Source organism: Bradyrhizobium sp. Pha-3 (assembly GCF_042258615.1).
Taxonomy (GTDB): Bacteria; Pseudomonadota; Alphaproteobacteria; order Rhizobiales; family Xanthobacteraceae; genus Bradyrhizobium.
In genome coordinates, this window is the sequence record NZ_CP170152.1 from 1,572,784 (window position 1) to 1,587,829 (window position 15,046).

Sequence of the window (15,046 nt, forward strand, 5' to 3'; positions counted from 1 at the left end):
GCGACAGATTTTCGCAGTGAGGTTGGCACGCTGGCCAGGCTCCCTCTCCCCTTGTGGGAAAGGGTGGGGAGAGGGGTGGCCCCGAGCGAGATGATTGAGGTGAGGCTCGCTTTCGCAATCTCGATCGTGTGGCGTTGCTGGATTGAATGGAGCGAGCGTGCCGCGTGGCACCCCTCTCCCTAACCCTCTCCCACAAGGGGAGAGGGAACCCTTCCGCCAGTGCGTCGCTCACGCTACCGGGAGACGACAAACATCACACGCACGCTGAAAAACACCAGCTACACGCGACCGCTTACACCCTTGCCGCGGCGTGGGAGAACACGATCTCGATCAGCGTGCCGGTGCGGCCGCCGGTGCGGATCTGGAATTTGGCGCGGTTGGCTTCGACCAGCGCCTTGGTCAGCGACAGGCTGACGCCGCCGGAGCCGGCCTGATCGGACGGCGTCGGTGCGCGGAACGGCTCCAGCGCGGCTGCGACCTCGTTGTCGTTGAGGCTCTGGCCGGTGTCGCGCACGCGCAGCATCACCTCGCCGAAATCCGACAGCGCGGTCGAGACGATCACCTGGCCGCCGGCATTGGCGAGATGGATCGAGTTGCCGATCAGGTTCAGCGTGATCTGGCGCAGCGCGCGGGCGTCGGCGACGACAGGCGGCAGCGTGTGCGCGAGCGAGGTGCGGATGATGATGCGCTCGCGATTGGCCTGCGGCTGCATCACGGCGACACAGCTCTCCACCATCTCGTTGAGGTTCTGGCTGGTGAAGGCGAGGTCGAGCTTGCCGGTTTCGATCCGCGACAGATCGAGCAGGTCGTTGACGATGGCGATCACCCGCTCGCCGGAGGCGCGGATGTCCTTCATGTATTCGACATAGCGCTCGTTGCCGAGCGCGCCGAAGCGTTCGCCGATCATCACCTCGGCAAAGCCGATGATGGCGTTGAGCGGCGTGCGCAGCTCGTGGCTGATCCGCGCCAGCATGTCGGATTTGGCGTTCGCCGCGCGTTCGGCGAGTCGCCGCGCCTCGCGCAATTCGCCCTCGCTCTTTTTCGTCTGCGAGAGATCGCGGAACACCGCGAAGAAGTTCGGGCCGTCGGCGCGGGTGCGGCCCATCGTGACCGACAGCGGGATGATGCCGCCCTGGCGCACGCGGCCGAGCGTCTCGCGGCCGTGGTCGAGCAGGCTGGCGACGCCGGCCGATTTCACGCTGGTGAGATAGTCGAAGACGCCGTACTGGCTTTCCGGCGCGAACAGGTCGGCGAGATTATGCGTGATGAACTCGTCGCCATCATAGCCGAACAGCGCCTCCGCGCTGCGGTTGCAGGAATGGATGTTGCCCTCGGCATCGAACATGATGATGCCTTCGGCTGCGGTGTCGAGGATCGCGCCGAGCTCCTCGGCGTCGGCGTGGCCGGCCTGCGGCGGTAGTGGCGCAAGCACCGGCTCCGCGGCAGCAACAGGCTCGTGATCGGGCTCCGGATCGGACAGGGCGGCCGCGACCGCGGCGTCTTCGTCCAGCGTGCGCGAGAAGATCAGCGCCAGCGCGGAATCGTCGTCCCAGGTGATGGTGTGCAGCCGTGCCTCCGCGGACACCGATTGCACGCCGTCGTCCGCGTTCTGGTTCGCGGAGATCGTCACCGGCGTGCCGGTGCCGGAGCTGCTGCTCGCCTGCGAGACGCCGGGCTCGACATAGAGCGCGTCCAGCCCGCCGGTGGCTTCCAGCGCGTGCAGGCTGTCATAGCCCATGCGGGCGAGGAAGGCGTGGTTGGCATAGAGCAGGCGGTCGAGCCGGTAGATCAGGATGCCGACCGGCAGGAGATCGAGCAGCGCGCGGTCACGGCGGGACGCTCCGCGCGGTGCGGGTTCCGTCGCGGCGAGCCAACCGGCCTTTGGCGGGTCGGCCGGTGTCTCGAGCTGCGCGACCGTCTCTTGCGGCGGCGACGTCTCCGCCTCCTGCGGCGGTTCGCTGGCGGGCGGCTCTTCGGCAACCGCCTCCGTAGTGGCGCGCTCGTTCGTTGTCGCGGTGAGGCCGGCCTCGCTCTCGAGCCGCGCCGACAATTGACGGGCGAGCTCGTTGAAGGCGTTGTTCTCGACCGGCGTCAGCGACGGCGGCCGATTGTCGCCGGCGGGGCGGAACTGCACCACGTTCTGCGGCGGGTCGTGACGCACGTCGTGCGTGTCCTCCTGCGTTCCTCCTTTCGTTTCTTGCGGCGTTTCCACGGCGTGATCCGGATCGGCTTGGTGTGAAATCTCTGCGGCTGTCGGCTCGGTCAATTCCTCGGGTGGTGCTGCGGTCGGGTCGGGCGGCGGAGCAACTTCATGCGGCGCGGCAGGCCCGGGCGGCGCAGCGGTACGCGGCGCCGGCGCGACATCGGCCGACAGCGATCGCGGCGCGATCGAGCCGCTGAAGAACTCATAGCGGCGCAATGCGGCGAGTCGCGCAAGCCCGTCGAGATCGCGACACACACCAAAGCCGCGGTAGCCGGCGAAATTCCTGGAACGATCGAACACCGGCAGGCCGGACAGTTCGACCGGCAGCCGGCCGCCGCCGTCGACCGGCCAGTGCAGCGTGATGCCGCTCCAGGTGTCGCGGCTGGCGAACGCCTTGAGGACGCGGCCTTCGGGATCGAGGCCAAAGCTCTCGGCGATGTCGCTCCAGAGGCGGCCGAACCCTGCCGCGGTGTGCAGGCCGATCAGGCGGGTGAATTCGTCGGAGCCGAGCGAGAAGCGCGCCTCATGGTCCATCTGCCACATGAAACGCAGCGGATGCCGCCGTACCGGCAACGGCTCATCGAGCCAGGATGGCGGCGGCACCGGCGCCAGCGTCGCGGGCGCTGGTTCGGCGGCAGGCGGCGGAAGTGGCGCATCCGCGATCGCATAAGGCGAGGGGACAGCATCGGCCGGTGGCGCCGATATTTCTGGAGCCGGCGCATGTGCGGTCTCTTCGAGAGCGGGCGTGGGCTCAGCTGCGGGCGCTACGACCTGTGCCGCGGCGGGCGCCTCGATCAGCGCTTCCGACAACGGCTCTTCGACGGCGGCAGTTTCGTCTGGTGTGGTGTCGAGAGGCGTGGTCTCGACCGGTGCTTGCTCTGCATGCGCCTGTTCGGTCGATGCGAGCGGTGGAGCAAGGTGCGCAGGCGCTTCGACCTGTGCTTCAGCGGGCACTTCGATGAGCGCTTCGGATAACGGCTCCTCGACGGCGGGAGTTTCGTCAGGCGTGGTGTCGAATGCCGCGGTCTCGACGTGCGCCGTCTCGACGGGCGTCTCTTCCGACGCGGGAGATGGAGCCGCGTCCGCAGGCTCGGATTCAGTCACGCCGACGATCGGCTCGGCTGCTTCCGCGGGCGGATCCAGCGCATCGAACAGCGTGAAGGTGACGGGCGCTTCGCTGGCCGGCGGGGCGGCTTCTTCATGCGCGGTTGGCGGTTCGACGGCGGCAGGCGCTGGCGGCGGCTCCACGGCCGCGGCCTCTTGCGGCGCTGCTGTGCGTACCGGTGCTTCCGGTGCAACCGGCTCCGGCACGATCGGCGCTGCCGGTTTGGCGGCGAGATGCGCCGCCGGCTTGATCAGCGCGATCAGCGCGCGATCGGCACCGCGGCCGATCCGCTGCAGCACGACGCGGCCGATCGCAATGCTCGCCGCCGCGCGGCCCTGCGCCAGCGCTTCGTCGCGCGCGGCATCGAGGCCGGCTTCGGCGAGATCGTGCAGGCCGGGCAGCGAACGCGCCGCCTCGTTGGTTGCGAGCAAAAGTCCGTCGCCGTTGAAGGCGGCCGCCGGACGCGGCAAGCCCTGCACCAGCCGCAGCAAGCGCTCGGCGAGCGGCATGTTGCGGCCGCTGGCATTGAGCGCGGTCATCAGGATGCCGTGGCTGCCGTCGGATAGCTCGATCCGCCTGCAGGCGCAGGTCGCGAGCATGCCGGGCGCAGCGCCGAAGCCGGGCAGCCGCTCCAGCCGGACCGCGCCGCCTGCGTCTAGGCGGTAGCCGAGCCGCGCGACCTGACGGCGATGCGGATCGGCCGGGCCGAAGGCGCGTTTCGCCAGTTCGGCGCCGTTGGCGGCACCGAACACCTGCGCGCCGGCCGGATTGGCCCACAGAATCCGTGCGCCGTCGGCCGACCACAGCCATGCCGGCAGGGCGCTCGCCGCATGGTCCGCCAGCCTCACATCGCCGAGCGCCTGGATCTGGAATTCCGCGTCAGTCATCGCGTAAGATTTGACCGCATGGTTTGGCTTCTTCCTTAGCTTTGCCGGAGCGCCGGCGGCCGCAGGACGACAGCCTTAACAGAAGGTTAGTATCGCAACTGGGGGGCGGCAGGTCCATGTCCGCGGCCAAGGTGCCCCGGCTTAAGCCGGGATAACGTTAACTTGGCTGAACGATCCACAGCCGTTTGGCGTTGTCAGGCGGAGAGAGGCGGATGCGACAGCGTGTTGCGGAGCCAGGGCGGCGCCGCGTCATACCTGCGATTGGTGCGCCACGATATGTTCCGCCGTCCAGTCTACCTTGTATTCTACCCTGGGTCCGCAGGGTCAACCCGGCGGGCCGATCACCAAGCGAGGGAGAGCGACCATGAGCGACGACGGGCGTGACCATTTCGAGATCCCCAAATTCGAGATTCCCAAGGACATGCGGTCGATGGCTGAGGCGAGCTTCGATCAGGCGCGCAAGGCCTTTGAGCAGTTCGTGACCAACGCGCGGGACACCGCCGGCAAGATCGAAGAGCGCAACGCCACGGTGCGCGCCGGCGCCAAGGAGCTTTCCACCAAGGCGCTGTCCTACGCGGAGAAGAATGTGCAGTCGTCGCTGGACTACGCCCAGTCGCTGCTCAAGGCCAAGGACCTCACCGAGGTGATGCGGCTGCACAGCGAATATGTGCAAGGCCAGATGCGCTCGCTCGCCGAGCAGGCCAGCGAAATGGGCCAGGCCGTCAGCCGCGCCGCGATGGATGCGGTCAAGCCCAAGGGCTGATGAAGAGCTGATGAAGAGCTGACGGAGTGTGGCAGGCCCAACCCTGGTCGGGCGCGGTAATCCCATATTCCGCCACATAAAAAATGTGGCGTCGCACGCGATCCCACGTTGCGTTGCACAAAATTGACATGATATGGGTGTTTATTAGGCGCGCCCGACGAAGGGCACTCCCGTGAATCAAGGCAGCGTGATCCATTTCAGCGCTCCCGGCCTGATGGGCTCCGGGACGTCCGCAATGGTCACATCTACTCACCCGTTGCGAAGGATTACACGTATGACCAACCCGTCCGATCCGTTCTCCGCCTCGATCATCCCGTTCGAAGTTCCCGAGCAGGTGCGTGCGTTCGCCGAAAAGGGCGTGCTGCAGGCCCGCGACAGCTACGCCAAGTTCAAGGACGCTGCCGAGACCCATAACTCGACGGTCGAGGCCGTGTTCACCTCGATGAACAAGGGCGCCACCGCGTATTCGGCCAAGCTGATCGAGTTCTTCAAGGCCAACACCACCTCCTCGCTCGACTTCGCCCAGGAGCTGTTCAGCGTGAAGTCGCCGACCGAAGCGGTCGAGCTGTGGACCTCGCACGCCCGCAAGCAGTTCGAGACCTACACCGCGCAGGCCAAGGAACTGGCCGAGCTCGGCCAGAAGGTAGCCAGCGAGACCGCCGAGCCGATCAAGGCCAGCGCCTCGAAGTTCTACCAGCAGCCGGCCGCCTGATCGCAGCCTGCACGAGATAGCGGAAGGCCCGGGCCGAAGCGGTCCGGGCCTTTTTGCTGGACAAGGGCCGTTAAGCGGTCCGAGATAACGGCGGAAATCCGCGCGTTAAGCGCTTGCCAAAGGCGGGCGTTGCACCTAGTTTCCGCCCGAAATCGCCGCCCCCTTTTTGCGGGGCCGTGCGTCAGGATGCAGTTGTAGCTCAGTTGGTTAGAGCGCCTGTCTGTGGAACAGGAGGTCGGTGGTTCGAGCCCACCCAACTGTACCATCCACACGATCACCCACCGCGACATCGCAAGATCTGGCCATCGCAGGATCGCTCGCCGTCTGCTCATCGCCCGTGGCGTGTCATCTCGCCCGCTTGCACTTGCTCGTTCCATCACCCACACTCCGCGAAACGACGCCTTAACGACGCCTAGTGACACCTTTGGGGGGGATGCATGGGGATCGCCGGTTCAAGGAGATTTTCGTTTGCGTTGATGCTCTCGATCGCCGTTGCAGCTTTGTTGCTGCCGGGCCGGGGCGAGGCCTACACGCCCGACCAGCAGCAGGCCTGTACGCCGGATGCGTTCCGGCTTTGTGGTCCCGAGATTCCCGATGTCGATCGCATCACGGCCTGCATGATCAGGAACAGGGCACAGCTGTCACCGGCCTGCCGCGTGTTCTTCCGCGCAGATCCCGAGCCGCGTGAGGCGAGCGAGCGCGTCGAGCGGCGGCCTGCGAAGCGGAAGGTCTCCACGTCGCACAAGACGAAGAAGTCCACCCACTGATGTCCGCCCATCGTTTGGTTCTCTCCGCGCGCATGCCAGAGCCGCGAGCCCGGTGCGTTGTCGTGATGCGAACCGGCGCGCGCTTCGCGCGCTGGATTCCGCGGCGGCAATTTCAAGACCGTGATGCGCGACAGACTGACGCCTTGTGACGCTGTCACGCAGCATCATCTCTGGAGCTTGTGTTGTTTGCCAAATCCGTTTCGCGACGGAACGGATGGAGTGAGGCGCGTGAGCGAATACGACAAGCAAGAGATCGATCGGCACTTCGCCTGGTTCGAAGCCAGGCTTCCGGAAAAGCCGGCGCGCTTCGTCGCGTGGCTGCGCAAGCCGTCGTCGCGCTATGTGCGGATTCCGCTCGCGATCCTCCTGATCATCGGCGGCATCTTCAGCTTCCTGCCGGTGCTCGGACTCTGGATGCTGCCGCTCGGACTCCTTTTGTTCGCGCAGGATGTACCGTTCTTGCAGAAACCGACGGCGCAATTGCTCGGCTGGATCGAGCGCAAGTGGATCGCGCGTCAGCGCGCCAAGACTGCCGAAAAACGCTAGGGTGAGTCATATCAAACGCTTAGCGCTTCCATTTGCGGTTGCGTCATAAGTATAGTGTGACTCAAAAAGCAGAATGCACCGGTAATCTTGGCCACTTTGCGGATTGCAAGAAGTTTCTTCTTTCGCGAATCAGCATGCTGATTCATTTTCGCCTCCTGGGGTCAATCTGGAGGCCAACGTATGAACGTGATTGTTTTCGCTTCGCGTAAGGGGGGCTCGGGGAAAAGTACCCTGGCTGCTCACCTCGCCGCGCAAGTGCACAAGGCAACGAAGCCCTGTCTGCTGATCGACGCCGATCCGCAGGGCTCGCTGACGCTCTGGCATAAATTGCGCGGCACCAACGAGCCGGCGATCAAGACGGCGGTGAACTCGGTCAGCGGGATCATTGCCCAGGCCAAGCGCGACGGCATCGAGTGGGTGTTCATCGACACGCCGCCGAATTTGTCGGCTGTGGTCGACGACTCCATCAAGAACGCCACGATGGTGATCATTCCGGCGCGGCCCGGCGTGTTCGACGTCAACGCGGTGCAGGAAACGATTCAAACCTGCCGCTCGATGCGCAAGCCCTATGCCGTCGTGATCAACGGCGCGCCCGCGCAGCGTGACGGCGCCGAAAGCCGCATCGTCGCGATCGCGCGTGAGGCGCTGGCGAAATTCCGCGCGCCGGTGTGGAGCGGTCAGATCACCAACCGCGCCGACCTTCTGATGGCGCTCGGCCAGGGTGAAGGCGCCCGCGAATATTATGCGGAAGGCCGCGCTGCTGCCGAGATCAATCGGTTGTGGGCCGCGATCGAACGCTCGATCAAGGCGATCCGCGGCACGGCGTCGGCGTCCGGCGCGATGCACAAGCAGGCTGCGTAACAACGCCGCCTTGGTTCGAACTGGAAAGAAACGCGCGGCAGTCGCGCGTTTTTTGTGTGCTGAAGCGACGAGGCAATCGGAGATTGCCTCGCTGACTTGGCGATGACGCGATGGATGGCGTCACGCCACCATCAGCAGATAGAACACGATCACCGGCGCCAGGGTCAGGATCACCGACCAGATGCCGACAGCCCACAAGATATCCTCGGTCGTAAAGCCCGGCTCGGCACCCGGCCTCACGGCAAAAAAACCACTCCTGGAATTCACGACGCCCCCGCGTTGGTCTTCAGCGCAATGCGGAGACTGATACGCAAGCGGTTTTAAGATCCCGCTCGGAATTTCGCTGGTATTTTCGCGCGGGTGCTACTTCGGATTAACCACAGCCGGGGCGGGGGCGCATCCGGCGGGAGGCCGAACGCCTCAGTGCATGCTTCCGTCGCGATCGCGGATCGCGCCGAGATGCTCGTTGATCCGGAAGACGATCAGGATGAACTCGGCGGCGATGCGCGAGAACACGATGCCGACGAAGACGCTGGCGATCGACGCGAGCAGCTGGATGAAGCCGACGAACGGGCTGATCGCCATCGCGGTGAGGCTCCACAGGATGCCGGAGATCCCGAACAGCACGATGACCGCGATCACCAGCCAGTAGAACGTCTTGATGATCGTGGGCGTGATGAAGCGGTCCCACTGAAACAGATCCTGGAAATCGAACATCATGGTTCTCCCGGCCAGCCGAAATATGATTCGCGTCTCGTTCATCCTACTGCGTCACCCCCGGCGTGATCACTTCGTCCCGGCAGCCTGCGCAGCAGGCGTCCGTCGGGACGAGGCGTTTCGCCGGGCCAATGGTTCGGGGCGGCGCCAAAGCGCCTCCGCACCCAAAGGGATCGATGCCGCAGAAGCCCAATCAGTCTCGCCAAAGCCAGGCCCGGGACCGGGCGCCGGCAGTCCAGGGGCGAGCTATGCGAGTGGGCTGGTTGTGATTGCTGCAAATAACGGCCACAATCGGGCTTCCCTCCAGCATATCCTCACCCAATGACCACGCTGACCTTCGAAGACTTCAAGCCCGGCCGTTTCGGCACGTTCGGCCCGCGCCATGTTTCGCGCGAGGAAATCCTCGCCTTTGCCGCCGAATTCGACCCGCAGCCGATGCATCTCGACGAGGACGCCGCGAAGAAATCCATGCTCCGCGGCCTGTCGGGCTCAGGCTGGCATCTCGGCTCGCTGATGATGCGGATGATGTTCGACGGCTTCATCGGCCGCACCGCCTCGCTGGGCGCGCCCGGGGTCAACGAGATGCGCTGGGTGGCGCCGCTGCGTCCGGGCGACGATTTGACGCTGGATGTCGATGTCATTGAGGCGCGCGTCTCGAAGAGCCGGCCCGAGACCGGCATCGTGACCTTCAAGAGCACGATCCGCAACGCGCGCGGCGAGATGCTGTGCGAGATGGAGGCGCCGATCATGATCAGCCGCCGTAACGCTTTGAGCGCATAGGAGAGATCATGCGCTTTTTTGAAGACATCGAGATCGGCGCCCAGCGCGAGTTCGGCTCATTCACCTTTACCGCCGAGGACATCAAGCGCTTTGCCGCGCAGTTCGATCCGCAGCGCTTCCATCTCGACGAGGAGGAGGGGCGCAAGTCGCTGTTCGGCGGGCTCGCCGCATCGGGCTGGCATGTCGCCAGCGTCTGCATGAAGCTGCTCGTCGCCGACGGCAAGCGGCTCGCCGCGGAAGCCGCCGCGCGCGGCGAGACGGTCGCGGTCTGGGGACCCTCGCCGGGCTTCCGCGAGCTGCGCTGGATCCGGCCGGTGCTGGCGGGCGACACCATCAGCTTCACCAACCAGATCGAGACCAAGCGCACGTCCGAGAAGCGGCCGGAATGGGGCATCCTTCAAGCCCGCAACACCGGCGTCAATCAGCGCAATGAGGTGGTGTTCTCGTTCCTCGCGACCGCCTTCGTGCCGCGCCGGAATCCCGGTTCCTGATGTTGCCGCAGCGCCTCTGATGTTGCACGGACGCCATGGTTGGCAGCTACTTCTGCTGCCGACGTAGTTGTGCGTTGCGTGGAACTCATTTTTTGCTAACGCATTTTGAACCTTTGTCCCTGCCTTATGGCTGGGGCACGAGCACTTGGGCGAGCACTTGGGCGAACACTTGGCCTCGCACGTGGGCCGAACACCTGGGGACGATTATGGCAGATCGCAGCGCGCTGAAACTCGTCGGCATTATCTTTGCGACGGTCACAGTTGTTGTGATGCTGGCCACTGGATTGGTTGTGAAGGGCTTTGCCGACGGCAATTATTCCTTCGAGACTACTGCGAGCATCGATCGCTGATTGACCGTCTGTGACATCGGCGCTCGAGGGAGCGCCAGGTAGCGTGCGTTCGCGCTTTTCAATGTGACCGGTCGGCAGGCTGCGTCACACTTCCTTCAAAAGCTCTTCAGCGATTCCAGATCAGCACCATCACGACGGTCGCGGCTGCCAGGATGCCGAGGAACCGGATCATGATCGTGCCGATGCCCTGCTGCGGCTGGCGCAGCGGTATAGGATCGGCGGCGTTATCCGGCCGGACGCTCTGCATGAATTCTCTCCAAATGGATGCCCGCCAAGGCGTGGTCCGAACGCGAATTCCGGATTGGACGCGGGCTCGGTATCCCAAGTTCAAATCGGCTTCTGCAACAATTGACGCCGCACAGTTTACACCGCGCTGAATAACGAATCGTTCAGCGCTGAATCGGCCCATGCAAAACGAAGCCGCCGCCCCCCGTTCGGGAGGCGGCGGCCATCAGTCTGGAAAACTGATCGGGATCAGCTGTTGCGCAGGCCGTCGGCGGCGCGCTTCCACTGCGAGACGTTGTCGGCGATCATGCGCGTCGACTTCATCGCGGCCTGGCTGAGCTGGGCATAGCCGGAGATCTCGCGCTGGACGCGCTGGCCCTCGGCATGCAGCAGGTCGCGCAGGCTCTCGAGCTCGCCGATCAGCTTCTCGATCTCGGCGAGCGAGGTGCCGGCGACGCGCTGGATCAGCGAGTTGACGTTGCTGACGGTGGCGTCGGTATTGGTGTCGGTCGGCGCGGTCTCCGGGCTCGCCACCGGCCGGCGCAGATAGGCGATGTCGTTGCGCACGAAGTCGCGGATGCCGGCTTCGACTTCCGAGACCGCAGCAAGGTTGGAATCGACCTCGGACGTCGCCTCGGTGGCTTCCTCGGTACGGTTGGTGGCGTTCATCGGCTTTCCCCTGGTTCGCAATAGCGAAGCGCGGCTTGTCCCCCGCACGACGAATTGATGAAGTTACGGACCTATCAGTGCCGCCGAATTTGACCGCATCTGGGCCAAGTTGGGGCAATGCCTGATCATTAGCGCGACAGGGCTAACAGATCGTTCACCATGAGCGCTTGTAGCCGGCGCCGATGCTCTTGTTGATCGTGCCCTGGGCGGTCTCGCCGACCGAGCCGGAGACGGTGACGCCGTCGAACAGCTTTTGCTCGGCGCCGACCCGGCGCAGCCATCTGTCCTCGGCGGTCGACAGCGTCTGGCCTGCGGTGATGCTGGTGCCGGTGTCGGTAACGGACAGGCGCGCAGACTGATCGGTGTCGTAGCTGCGCGACGGATGGCCGTCGACGCCGGGCACCGGGACCACGCCCTGCTGGATCAGGTTGTAGCCGCTCTGCAGCGTCAGCGAATACTGCTCCGACAGCGGCACCGATTTGCTGAGCGAGGTGCCGACCTTGCTCTGGTCGGCGCCGGGATCGACCCGCGCCTCGATCGAGGTCTTGTCCCAGATCGAAGCCACGCCACCCGCCGAGATCGACGCCCAGGCCGAGCCGCCGGATTGCGGCAGGCTGCCGCCATTGGCGAGCCGCTCCGACAATTGCTCCGACGTCGTCATCGTGCCCTGCTTGGCGACCGTCATGTCGGCGCCGATGCGGGTGTCGAGGAACGGCGAGATCGACTGCTTGACCGACACCGCCGACGAGCCGTTGGCGTTGTTGTTGGTCGACCAGGACGGATCGTTGCCGGCGATGCTGCTGCGTTTGGCTGCACTCTTCGGTGCCAGCGTGGGCAGGCTGGTGGAGTCGGTGTCGAGCTGGCTCCAGTCGAGCTTGCTCTGGTCGATACCCTTCAGGATGTCGGCGTCATTGGCATCGGCCGCCGGTGGCGCCTCGTCGGCCGCAGCCTCCGCATCGTCAGCGGGGATGTCTTTCGCGGTGTCTTTCGAGCTGTCTTGCGCGGCGGGAGCGATCGCCCATGGTGAGGTCTGCGCCGTGGCCGAAAGCGCTATCGCCACGCTGAAGCCGGCCGCCAGCACCGGCAGCCTTGTCCAGCCAAATCGTGATGTAGAAGTCATTCCCAGCCCGCAAATTCCAGCGCCGCAACATGCGGTTTTCTTGGCGCGAAATTGTGGCAACGGCGCTGCGAAGGCAACTGATCAACGCGTGATCGTCATGTCCGGGACAAACGTGCGCGTACGCAAGGCCCCCCGCGCGGCCGGTTCGGGGCTGGTGAAACCGGCCGCGTCCCGCCGGAGCGCCGAACACGCGAAGACGCGCTTCGCGCTCGAGCCCGGACATGACGAAGGCGTGAAGTGATGGAGCCGTCAGACCGCGATGCGCGGCAGATGGATCGGGTAACCGACGGTCTGCTCGACCAGGTCGAAACTGTCGACCAGCACGCGGAAGCTCGTGAGCTTGCCGGCCCTGAACTGCGCGAAGTGCGCGATCCTGAGCGAGATCGGCTTGTTGGAGTCCAACGCCGTCAGCGAATAGCGCAACATCGAGGCCGCGGAATCCGCGCCCAGCATGATCGACTCCCGATCGAAGCGGTGAACCCTCAGGTTCTCGCCGATCTGCCTGATCACCTCGAGCACGGCGGCCTTGCCGCGGCGCGAGCCGAAGAAGGAAAACAGGTCGATCGGCCCGTAGATGGCCCATTCGACCTCGTCATCGAGCAGCGGCTCGATGTCTGCAAGCTGGCGTTCGTTGATCGCGCGATGCAATGCGCGCGAAAAACGCCAGAGGCTGTGCTCTGTCATTTTGGTCTCGTCCTGAAACTGGATTTTCAAAGCAAACGAATGGCAGGCGGTCAGCGCCGACGCCCTGCCAGGTTGCTGCACGTCACTATTACGGCCTCAAATAGGGCGGAATGGCCAAAACACAAATGACTTTTTTGCAATGCACAATTGCACCGGTCTTGACCGGAATGTGACCGTCCGCCCGCAGAACCCCGTTCCGATGGGATCGGAACCGGGTTCTGGATTCTGATTGACGCGTTTTCTTCACGCGAACCGGCATCCATCCCGCATCACGTGCGGGACAGGCTTCGCTCGAAAACGCTTCGGTTGCCGCAATTCAGCGGTCGCGCTGCCGCAGCGGCTGCCGCTCGATCACGATCTCGGCGTCGTGGATCGCCACCACCGCGAACAGCAGCGCGCCGCCGATGCCGCCGATCGCAGCGCCGAGCGGCATGAAGGTGAAAAACACCAGCGTTCCGCTGTCGAGACCTGAGGTTTTGGCCAGTCCTATCCAGGTGAGCCCGGCGCCGATGCCGAGAGCGGCGCCGCCAAGGGCGCCCAGTGCAAGACCAAGCACAGCGAGCAATGCGACTTTCATGGTGATTTCAGCCCCGACCGCAACAAGCCCAGTGATAGGTCAGCGTCGGGCCTTTCAGGTTCAACGCTGGCGGGGACGAATTTGCGGGGCGGGGACGCCCGCGTGGGTTGCCTGGTTTTCCGGGAGCTAGCCCGCGTTTTGCCCGGTCAGCGCCGCCGCGACGTCACGCTCCAGCACCTGCTGGACGAGGTCGAATGTGTCGATGATCTCGCGGATCTCGGTGATCTTGCCGTCGCGCAGCGTGTAGAACACCGCGACGTCGAACTGCACCATGCGGGCGTTGTTGCGCTTGCGGAAGAACACCCGCAGCTGGGCGGCGACCTTGTCGCCTTCGGCCACCACCGTCGGCGCCTCGTAGCGCATGTCGGAATAGCGCTCGTGGATCGTGGTCCACATCTGGCGCAGCGCCGCCTTGCCGCGGTGCTGGCCCATATGCGGAAGAATGTCGATCGGGGCGTTGGCGAGAAACGCGACGTCGTCGCTGCAGCGATCGAGCGCGCCCTCGATGCCGCCGGCATAATAGACGTCGAGGAAGTTCAAGACGCGCTGCCGGTTCAAATCCTCGCCCATGATCGACTCCGCCGGTTCAGTCCGACTCGCCTTTGACTAGCCCTGGCCCGTATTGTGAACCGAAGCGTTCCACTCTCAAACATATGTTTTGACGCACGAGACGCGATTAGGTTCGGCAACCGGAACGTGCATTGCGGCACAACATGCATGCGGTTGCGCCGGGGTGCCATCCCGACATGGCAGGATACTGAACTGATGAAACTGAACTGATCGCGTCTCGAAGACGTGAAGCGCGCAGGGGCAGGTGGCCGCGAATTCATGAGAACTCCCCGCGCGCGTTTCACGTTGGCCCCGAAGCGGTGGGAACCGGCGGGGCGGCTCGGCCGTTGATCCCAGAGAATTCCATTGGAGCCGCATCATGAAATCTATTCTTCTCGCGTTCGCCATTGCCATCAGTGCGCTTGCCGCCACCGCGCCCGCCGACGCCAAGGGCTGCATCAAGGGCGCGGTCGTCGGCGGTGTCGCCGGTCATTATGCCGGCCATCACGGCATGCTCGGCGCCGCCGCCGGATGCCTCTACGGCCGCCATCACGCCAAGGAGCAGGAACGTCAGCGCCAACAGCAGCAGGCGCAGCCCTCGCAGCAGGAGAAGCTGTAAGGCGCGACCAGTTGTGAACTCTGATCCCCGGAACGCCGCCCGCTCGGGCGGCGTTGTCTCCTTGCGTAACGGAGACGATGATGACGAAACCACTGAACAAGCCCATCCAGCCCGTTCCCGACGACAACCAGAGCCACAAGGGTCCCGGCAGCACCCCCGGCGTTCCCCTCGACACCACCAAGGGCCATCGCGACGACGAGAAGCACAACATCCGCGAGCAGGCCGCGCACGGCAATCTGATCCAGAACACCAGCAACAAGCGGTCGGGGTAGAATTCCGGATCGAGATGCAAACTTCGCCGTCGTCCCGGCGAAGGCTGGCGCCCAACAACTTGCTCGGTGTCATCACCCGCGCATGCGGGTGATCCAGTATTCCAGAGACGTCCGTGGTTGAGCCGAGAGGCCGCGGCGTACTGGATCGC

At 64.7% G+C, this 15,046-nt stretch carries 19 protein-coding genes and 1 tRNA gene; 12 read left to right on the forward strand and 8 right to left on the reverse strand.

Features of this window, described 5'->3' with window-relative positions; all coding sequences use genetic code 11:
- Nucleotides 1–292 precede the first annotated feature (292 nt).
- Nucleotides 293–4,195, reverse strand: a complete 3,903-nt coding sequence (locus ACE10Z_RS07280; RefSeq protein ID WP_375787323.1) for a PAS domain-containing protein — start codon at nt 4,193–4,195, stop codon at nt 293–295.
- Nucleotides 4,196–4,559: 364 nt separating this feature from the next.
- Between ACE10Z_RS07280 and ACE10Z_RS07285 the strand changes: the two genes are divergently transcribed.
- The 6 genes from ACE10Z_RS07285 to ACE10Z_RS07310 all read left to right on the forward strand — a co-directional run bounded on the left by ACE10Z_RS07285 (nt 4,560) and on the right by ACE10Z_RS07310 (nt 7,844).
- Entirely contained in the window at nt 4,560–4,958 is a 399-nt protein-coding gene (locus ACE10Z_RS07285; protein WP_375787324.1) for a phasin family protein, read from the forward strand.
- A gap of 274 nt (nt 4,959–5,232) precedes the next feature.
- Nucleotides 5,233–5,670: a phasin gene (locus tag ACE10Z_RS07290; protein WP_074130367.1), complete on the forward strand. Its 438-nt coding sequence runs from the start codon at nt 5,233–5,235 to the stop codon at nt 5,668–5,670.
- A gap of 188 nt (nt 5,671–5,858) precedes the next feature.
- Nucleotides 5,859–5,935: transfer RNA gene (locus ACE10Z_RS07295), tRNA-His, on the forward strand.
- Nucleotides 5,936–6,146: 211 nt separating this feature from the next.
- Nucleotides 6,147–6,437, forward strand: a complete 291-nt coding sequence (locus tag ACE10Z_RS07300; RefSeq protein WP_375789768.1) for a hypothetical protein — start codon at nt 6,147–6,149, stop codon at nt 6,435–6,437.
- A 219-nt stretch (nt 6,438–6,656) separates the two neighbouring features.
- The gene (locus ACE10Z_RS07305; protein ID WP_375787325.1) at nt 6,657–6,983 is read left to right on the forward strand and encodes a hypothetical protein; all 327 of its coding nucleotides are present in this window, start codon (nt 6,657–6,659) and stop codon (nt 6,981–6,983) included.
- A gap of 180 nt (nt 6,984–7,163) precedes the next feature.
- Nucleotides 7,164–7,844 (forward strand): ParA family protein, encoded by a 681-nt coding sequence (locus tag ACE10Z_RS07310; protein ID WP_021081815.1) that lies wholly within the window; start codon nt 7,164–7,166, stop codon nt 7,842–7,844.
- Between the two features lie 420 nt (nt 7,845–8,264).
- On the opposite strand, the gene ACE10Z_RS07315 is transcribed toward ACE10Z_RS07310, so the two are convergent.
- The gene (locus tag ACE10Z_RS07315) at nt 8,265–8,561 is read right to left on the reverse strand and encodes a DUF4282 domain-containing protein (protein WP_050404422.1); all 297 of its coding nucleotides are present in this window, start codon (nt 8,559–8,561) and stop codon (nt 8,265–8,267) included.
- A 321-nt stretch (nt 8,562–8,882) separates the two neighbouring features.
- Between ACE10Z_RS07315 and ACE10Z_RS07320 the strand changes: the two genes are divergently transcribed.
- The 3 genes from ACE10Z_RS07320 (at nt 8,883) to ACE10Z_RS07330 (ending at nt 10,182) form a co-directional block, all read left to right on the forward strand.
- Nucleotides 8,883–9,341, forward strand: a complete 459-nt coding sequence (locus tag ACE10Z_RS07320; protein ID WP_375787326.1) for a MaoC family dehydratase — start codon at nt 8,883–8,885, stop codon at nt 9,339–9,341.
- An 8-nt stretch (nt 9,342–9,349) separates the two neighbouring features.
- Nucleotides 9,350–9,832 carry a MaoC family dehydratase gene (locus ACE10Z_RS07325; RefSeq protein WP_375787327.1) on the forward strand — a complete coding sequence of 161 codons (483 nt, stop codon included), beginning with the start codon at nt 9,350–9,352 and terminating at the stop codon, nt 9,830–9,832.
- Nucleotides 9,833–10,038: 206 nt separating this feature from the next.
- On the forward strand, nt 10,039–10,182 hold the full coding sequence (locus tag ACE10Z_RS07330; RefSeq protein ID WP_167350177.1) for a hypothetical protein: 144 nt from the start codon (nt 10,039–10,041) through the stop codon (nt 10,180–10,182).
- Nucleotides 10,183–10,288: 106 nt separating this feature from the next.
- On the opposite strand, the gene ACE10Z_RS07335 is transcribed toward ACE10Z_RS07330, so the two are convergent.
- The 3 genes from ACE10Z_RS07335 to ACE10Z_RS07345 all read right to left on the reverse strand — a co-directional run bounded on the left by ACE10Z_RS07335 (nt 10,289) and on the right by ACE10Z_RS07345 (nt 12,196).
- A complete protein-coding gene (locus ACE10Z_RS07335; RefSeq protein WP_173640867.1) occupies nt 10,289–10,429 on the reverse strand; it encodes a hypothetical protein in 141 nt (46 codons plus the stop codon).
- 227 nt (nt 10,430–10,656) lie between these two features.
- The gene (locus tag ACE10Z_RS07340) at nt 10,657–11,076 is read right to left on the reverse strand and encodes a hypothetical protein (RefSeq protein WP_050630361.1); all 420 of its coding nucleotides are present in this window, start codon (nt 11,074–11,076) and stop codon (nt 10,657–10,659) included.
- 154 nt (nt 11,077–11,230) lie between these two features.
- A complete protein-coding gene (locus tag ACE10Z_RS07345; RefSeq protein ID WP_375787328.1) occupies nt 11,231–12,196 on the reverse strand; it encodes a hypothetical protein in 966 nt (321 codons plus the stop codon).
- Here ACE10Z_RS07345 and ACE10Z_RS07350 point away from each other — a divergent pair.
- Entirely contained in the window at nt 12,114–12,437 is a 324-nt protein-coding gene (locus ACE10Z_RS07350) for a hypothetical protein (RefSeq protein WP_375790125.1), read from the forward strand. The genes ACE10Z_RS07345 and ACE10Z_RS07350 overlap by 83 nt on opposite strands.
- 8 nt (nt 12,438–12,445) lie before the next feature.
- Here ACE10Z_RS07350 and ACE10Z_RS07355 read toward each other — a convergent pair whose 3' ends face one another.
- The 3 genes from ACE10Z_RS07355 to ACE10Z_RS07365 all read right to left on the reverse strand — a co-directional run bounded on the left by ACE10Z_RS07355 (nt 12,446) and on the right by ACE10Z_RS07365 (nt 14,027).
- Complete coding sequence (locus ACE10Z_RS07355; protein WP_229170418.1) at nt 12,446–12,880, reverse strand: nuclear transport factor 2 family protein; 435 nt, start codon at nt 12,878–12,880, stop codon at nt 12,446–12,448.
- Between the two features lie 316 nt (nt 12,881–13,196).
- Complete coding sequence (locus ACE10Z_RS07360) at nt 13,197–13,457, reverse strand: hypothetical protein (RefSeq protein ID WP_298378539.1); 261 nt, start codon at nt 13,455–13,457, stop codon at nt 13,197–13,199.
- Nucleotides 13,458–13,583: 126 nt separating this feature from the next.
- A complete protein-coding gene (locus tag ACE10Z_RS07365; RefSeq protein ID WP_375787329.1) occupies nt 13,584–14,027 on the reverse strand; it encodes a nuclear transport factor 2 family protein in 444 nt (147 codons plus the stop codon).
- Between the two features lie 358 nt (nt 14,028–14,385).
- Between ACE10Z_RS07365 and ACE10Z_RS07370 the strand changes: the two genes are divergently transcribed.
- Nucleotides 14,386–14,625 carry a hypothetical protein gene (locus tag ACE10Z_RS07370; protein WP_375787330.1) on the forward strand — a complete coding sequence of 80 codons (240 nt, stop codon included), beginning with the start codon at nt 14,386–14,388 and terminating at the stop codon, nt 14,623–14,625.
- A gap of 80 nt (nt 14,626–14,705) precedes the next feature.
- Nucleotides 14,706–14,897, forward strand: coding sequence for a hypothetical protein (locus ACE10Z_RS07375; protein WP_375787331.1), 192 nt, complete (start codon nt 14,706–14,708; stop codon nt 14,895–14,897).
- The last annotated feature ends 149 nt before the right edge of the window (nt 14,898–15,046 follow it).

Excerpts from the sequence above, each read along its gene's own strand:
- ACE10Z_RS07375 (WP_375787331.1), top strand. The coding sequence starts at position 14,706 with ATGACGAAACCACTGAACAAGCCCATCCAGCCCGTTCCCGACGACAAC.
- ACE10Z_RS07330 (WP_167350177.1), top strand. The coding sequence starts at position 10,039 with ATGGCAGATCGCAGCGCGCTGAAACTCGTCGGCATTATCTTTGCGACG.
- ACE10Z_RS07345 (WP_375787328.1), bottom strand. The coding sequence starts at position 12,196 with ATGACTTCTACATCACGATTTGGCTGGACAAGGCTGCCGGTGCTGGCG.
- ACE10Z_RS07290 (WP_074130367.1), top strand. The coding sequence starts at position 5,233 with ATGACCAACCCGTCCGATCCGTTCTCCGCCTCGATCATCCCGTTCGAA.
- ACE10Z_RS07285 (WP_375787324.1), top strand. The coding sequence starts at position 4,560 with ATGAGCGACGACGGGCGTGACCATTTCGAGATCCCCAAATTCGAGATT.
- ACE10Z_RS07360 (WP_298378539.1), bottom strand. The coding sequence starts at position 13,457 with ATGAAAGTCGCATTGCTCGCTGTGCTTGGTCTTGCACTGGGCGCCCTT.
- ACE10Z_RS07370 (WP_375787330.1), top strand. The coding sequence starts at position 14,386 with ATGAAATCTATTCTTCTCGCGTTCGCCATTGCCATCAGTGCGCTTGCC.
- ACE10Z_RS07310 (WP_021081815.1), top strand. The coding sequence starts at position 7,164 with ATGAACGTGATTGTTTTCGCTTCGCGTAAGGGGGGCTCGGGGAAAAGT.
- ACE10Z_RS07325 (WP_375787327.1), top strand. The coding sequence starts at position 9,350 with ATGCGCTTTTTTGAAGACATCGAGATCGGCGCCCAGCGCGAGTTCGGC.
- ACE10Z_RS07280 (WP_375787323.1), bottom strand. The coding sequence starts at position 4,195 with ATGACTGACGCGGAATTCCAGATCCAGGCGCTCGGCGATGTGAGGCTG.
- ACE10Z_RS07335 (WP_173640867.1), bottom strand. The coding sequence starts at position 10,429 with ATGCAGAGCGTCCGGCCGGATAACGCCGCCGATCCTATACCGCTGCGC.
- ACE10Z_RS07300 (WP_375789768.1), top strand. The coding sequence starts at position 6,147 with ATGCTCTCGATCGCCGTTGCAGCTTTGTTGCTGCCGGGCCGGGGCGAG.
- ACE10Z_RS07320 (WP_375787326.1), top strand. The coding sequence starts at position 8,883 with ATGACCACGCTGACCTTCGAAGACTTCAAGCCCGGCCGTTTCGGCACG.
- ACE10Z_RS07355 (WP_229170418.1), bottom strand. The coding sequence starts at position 12,880 with ATGACAGAGCACAGCCTCTGGCGTTTTTCGCGCGCATTGCATCGCGCG.
- ACE10Z_RS07365 (WP_375787329.1), bottom strand. The coding sequence starts at position 14,027 with ATGGGCGAGGATTTGAACCGGCAGCGCGTCTTGAACTTCCTCGACGTC.
- ACE10Z_RS07315 (WP_050404422.1), bottom strand. The coding sequence starts at position 8,561 with ATGTTCGATTTCCAGGATCTGTTTCAGTGGGACCGCTTCATCACGCCC.
- ACE10Z_RS07340 (WP_050630361.1), bottom strand. The coding sequence starts at position 11,076 with ATGAACGCCACCAACCGTACCGAGGAAGCCACCGAGGCGACGTCCGAG.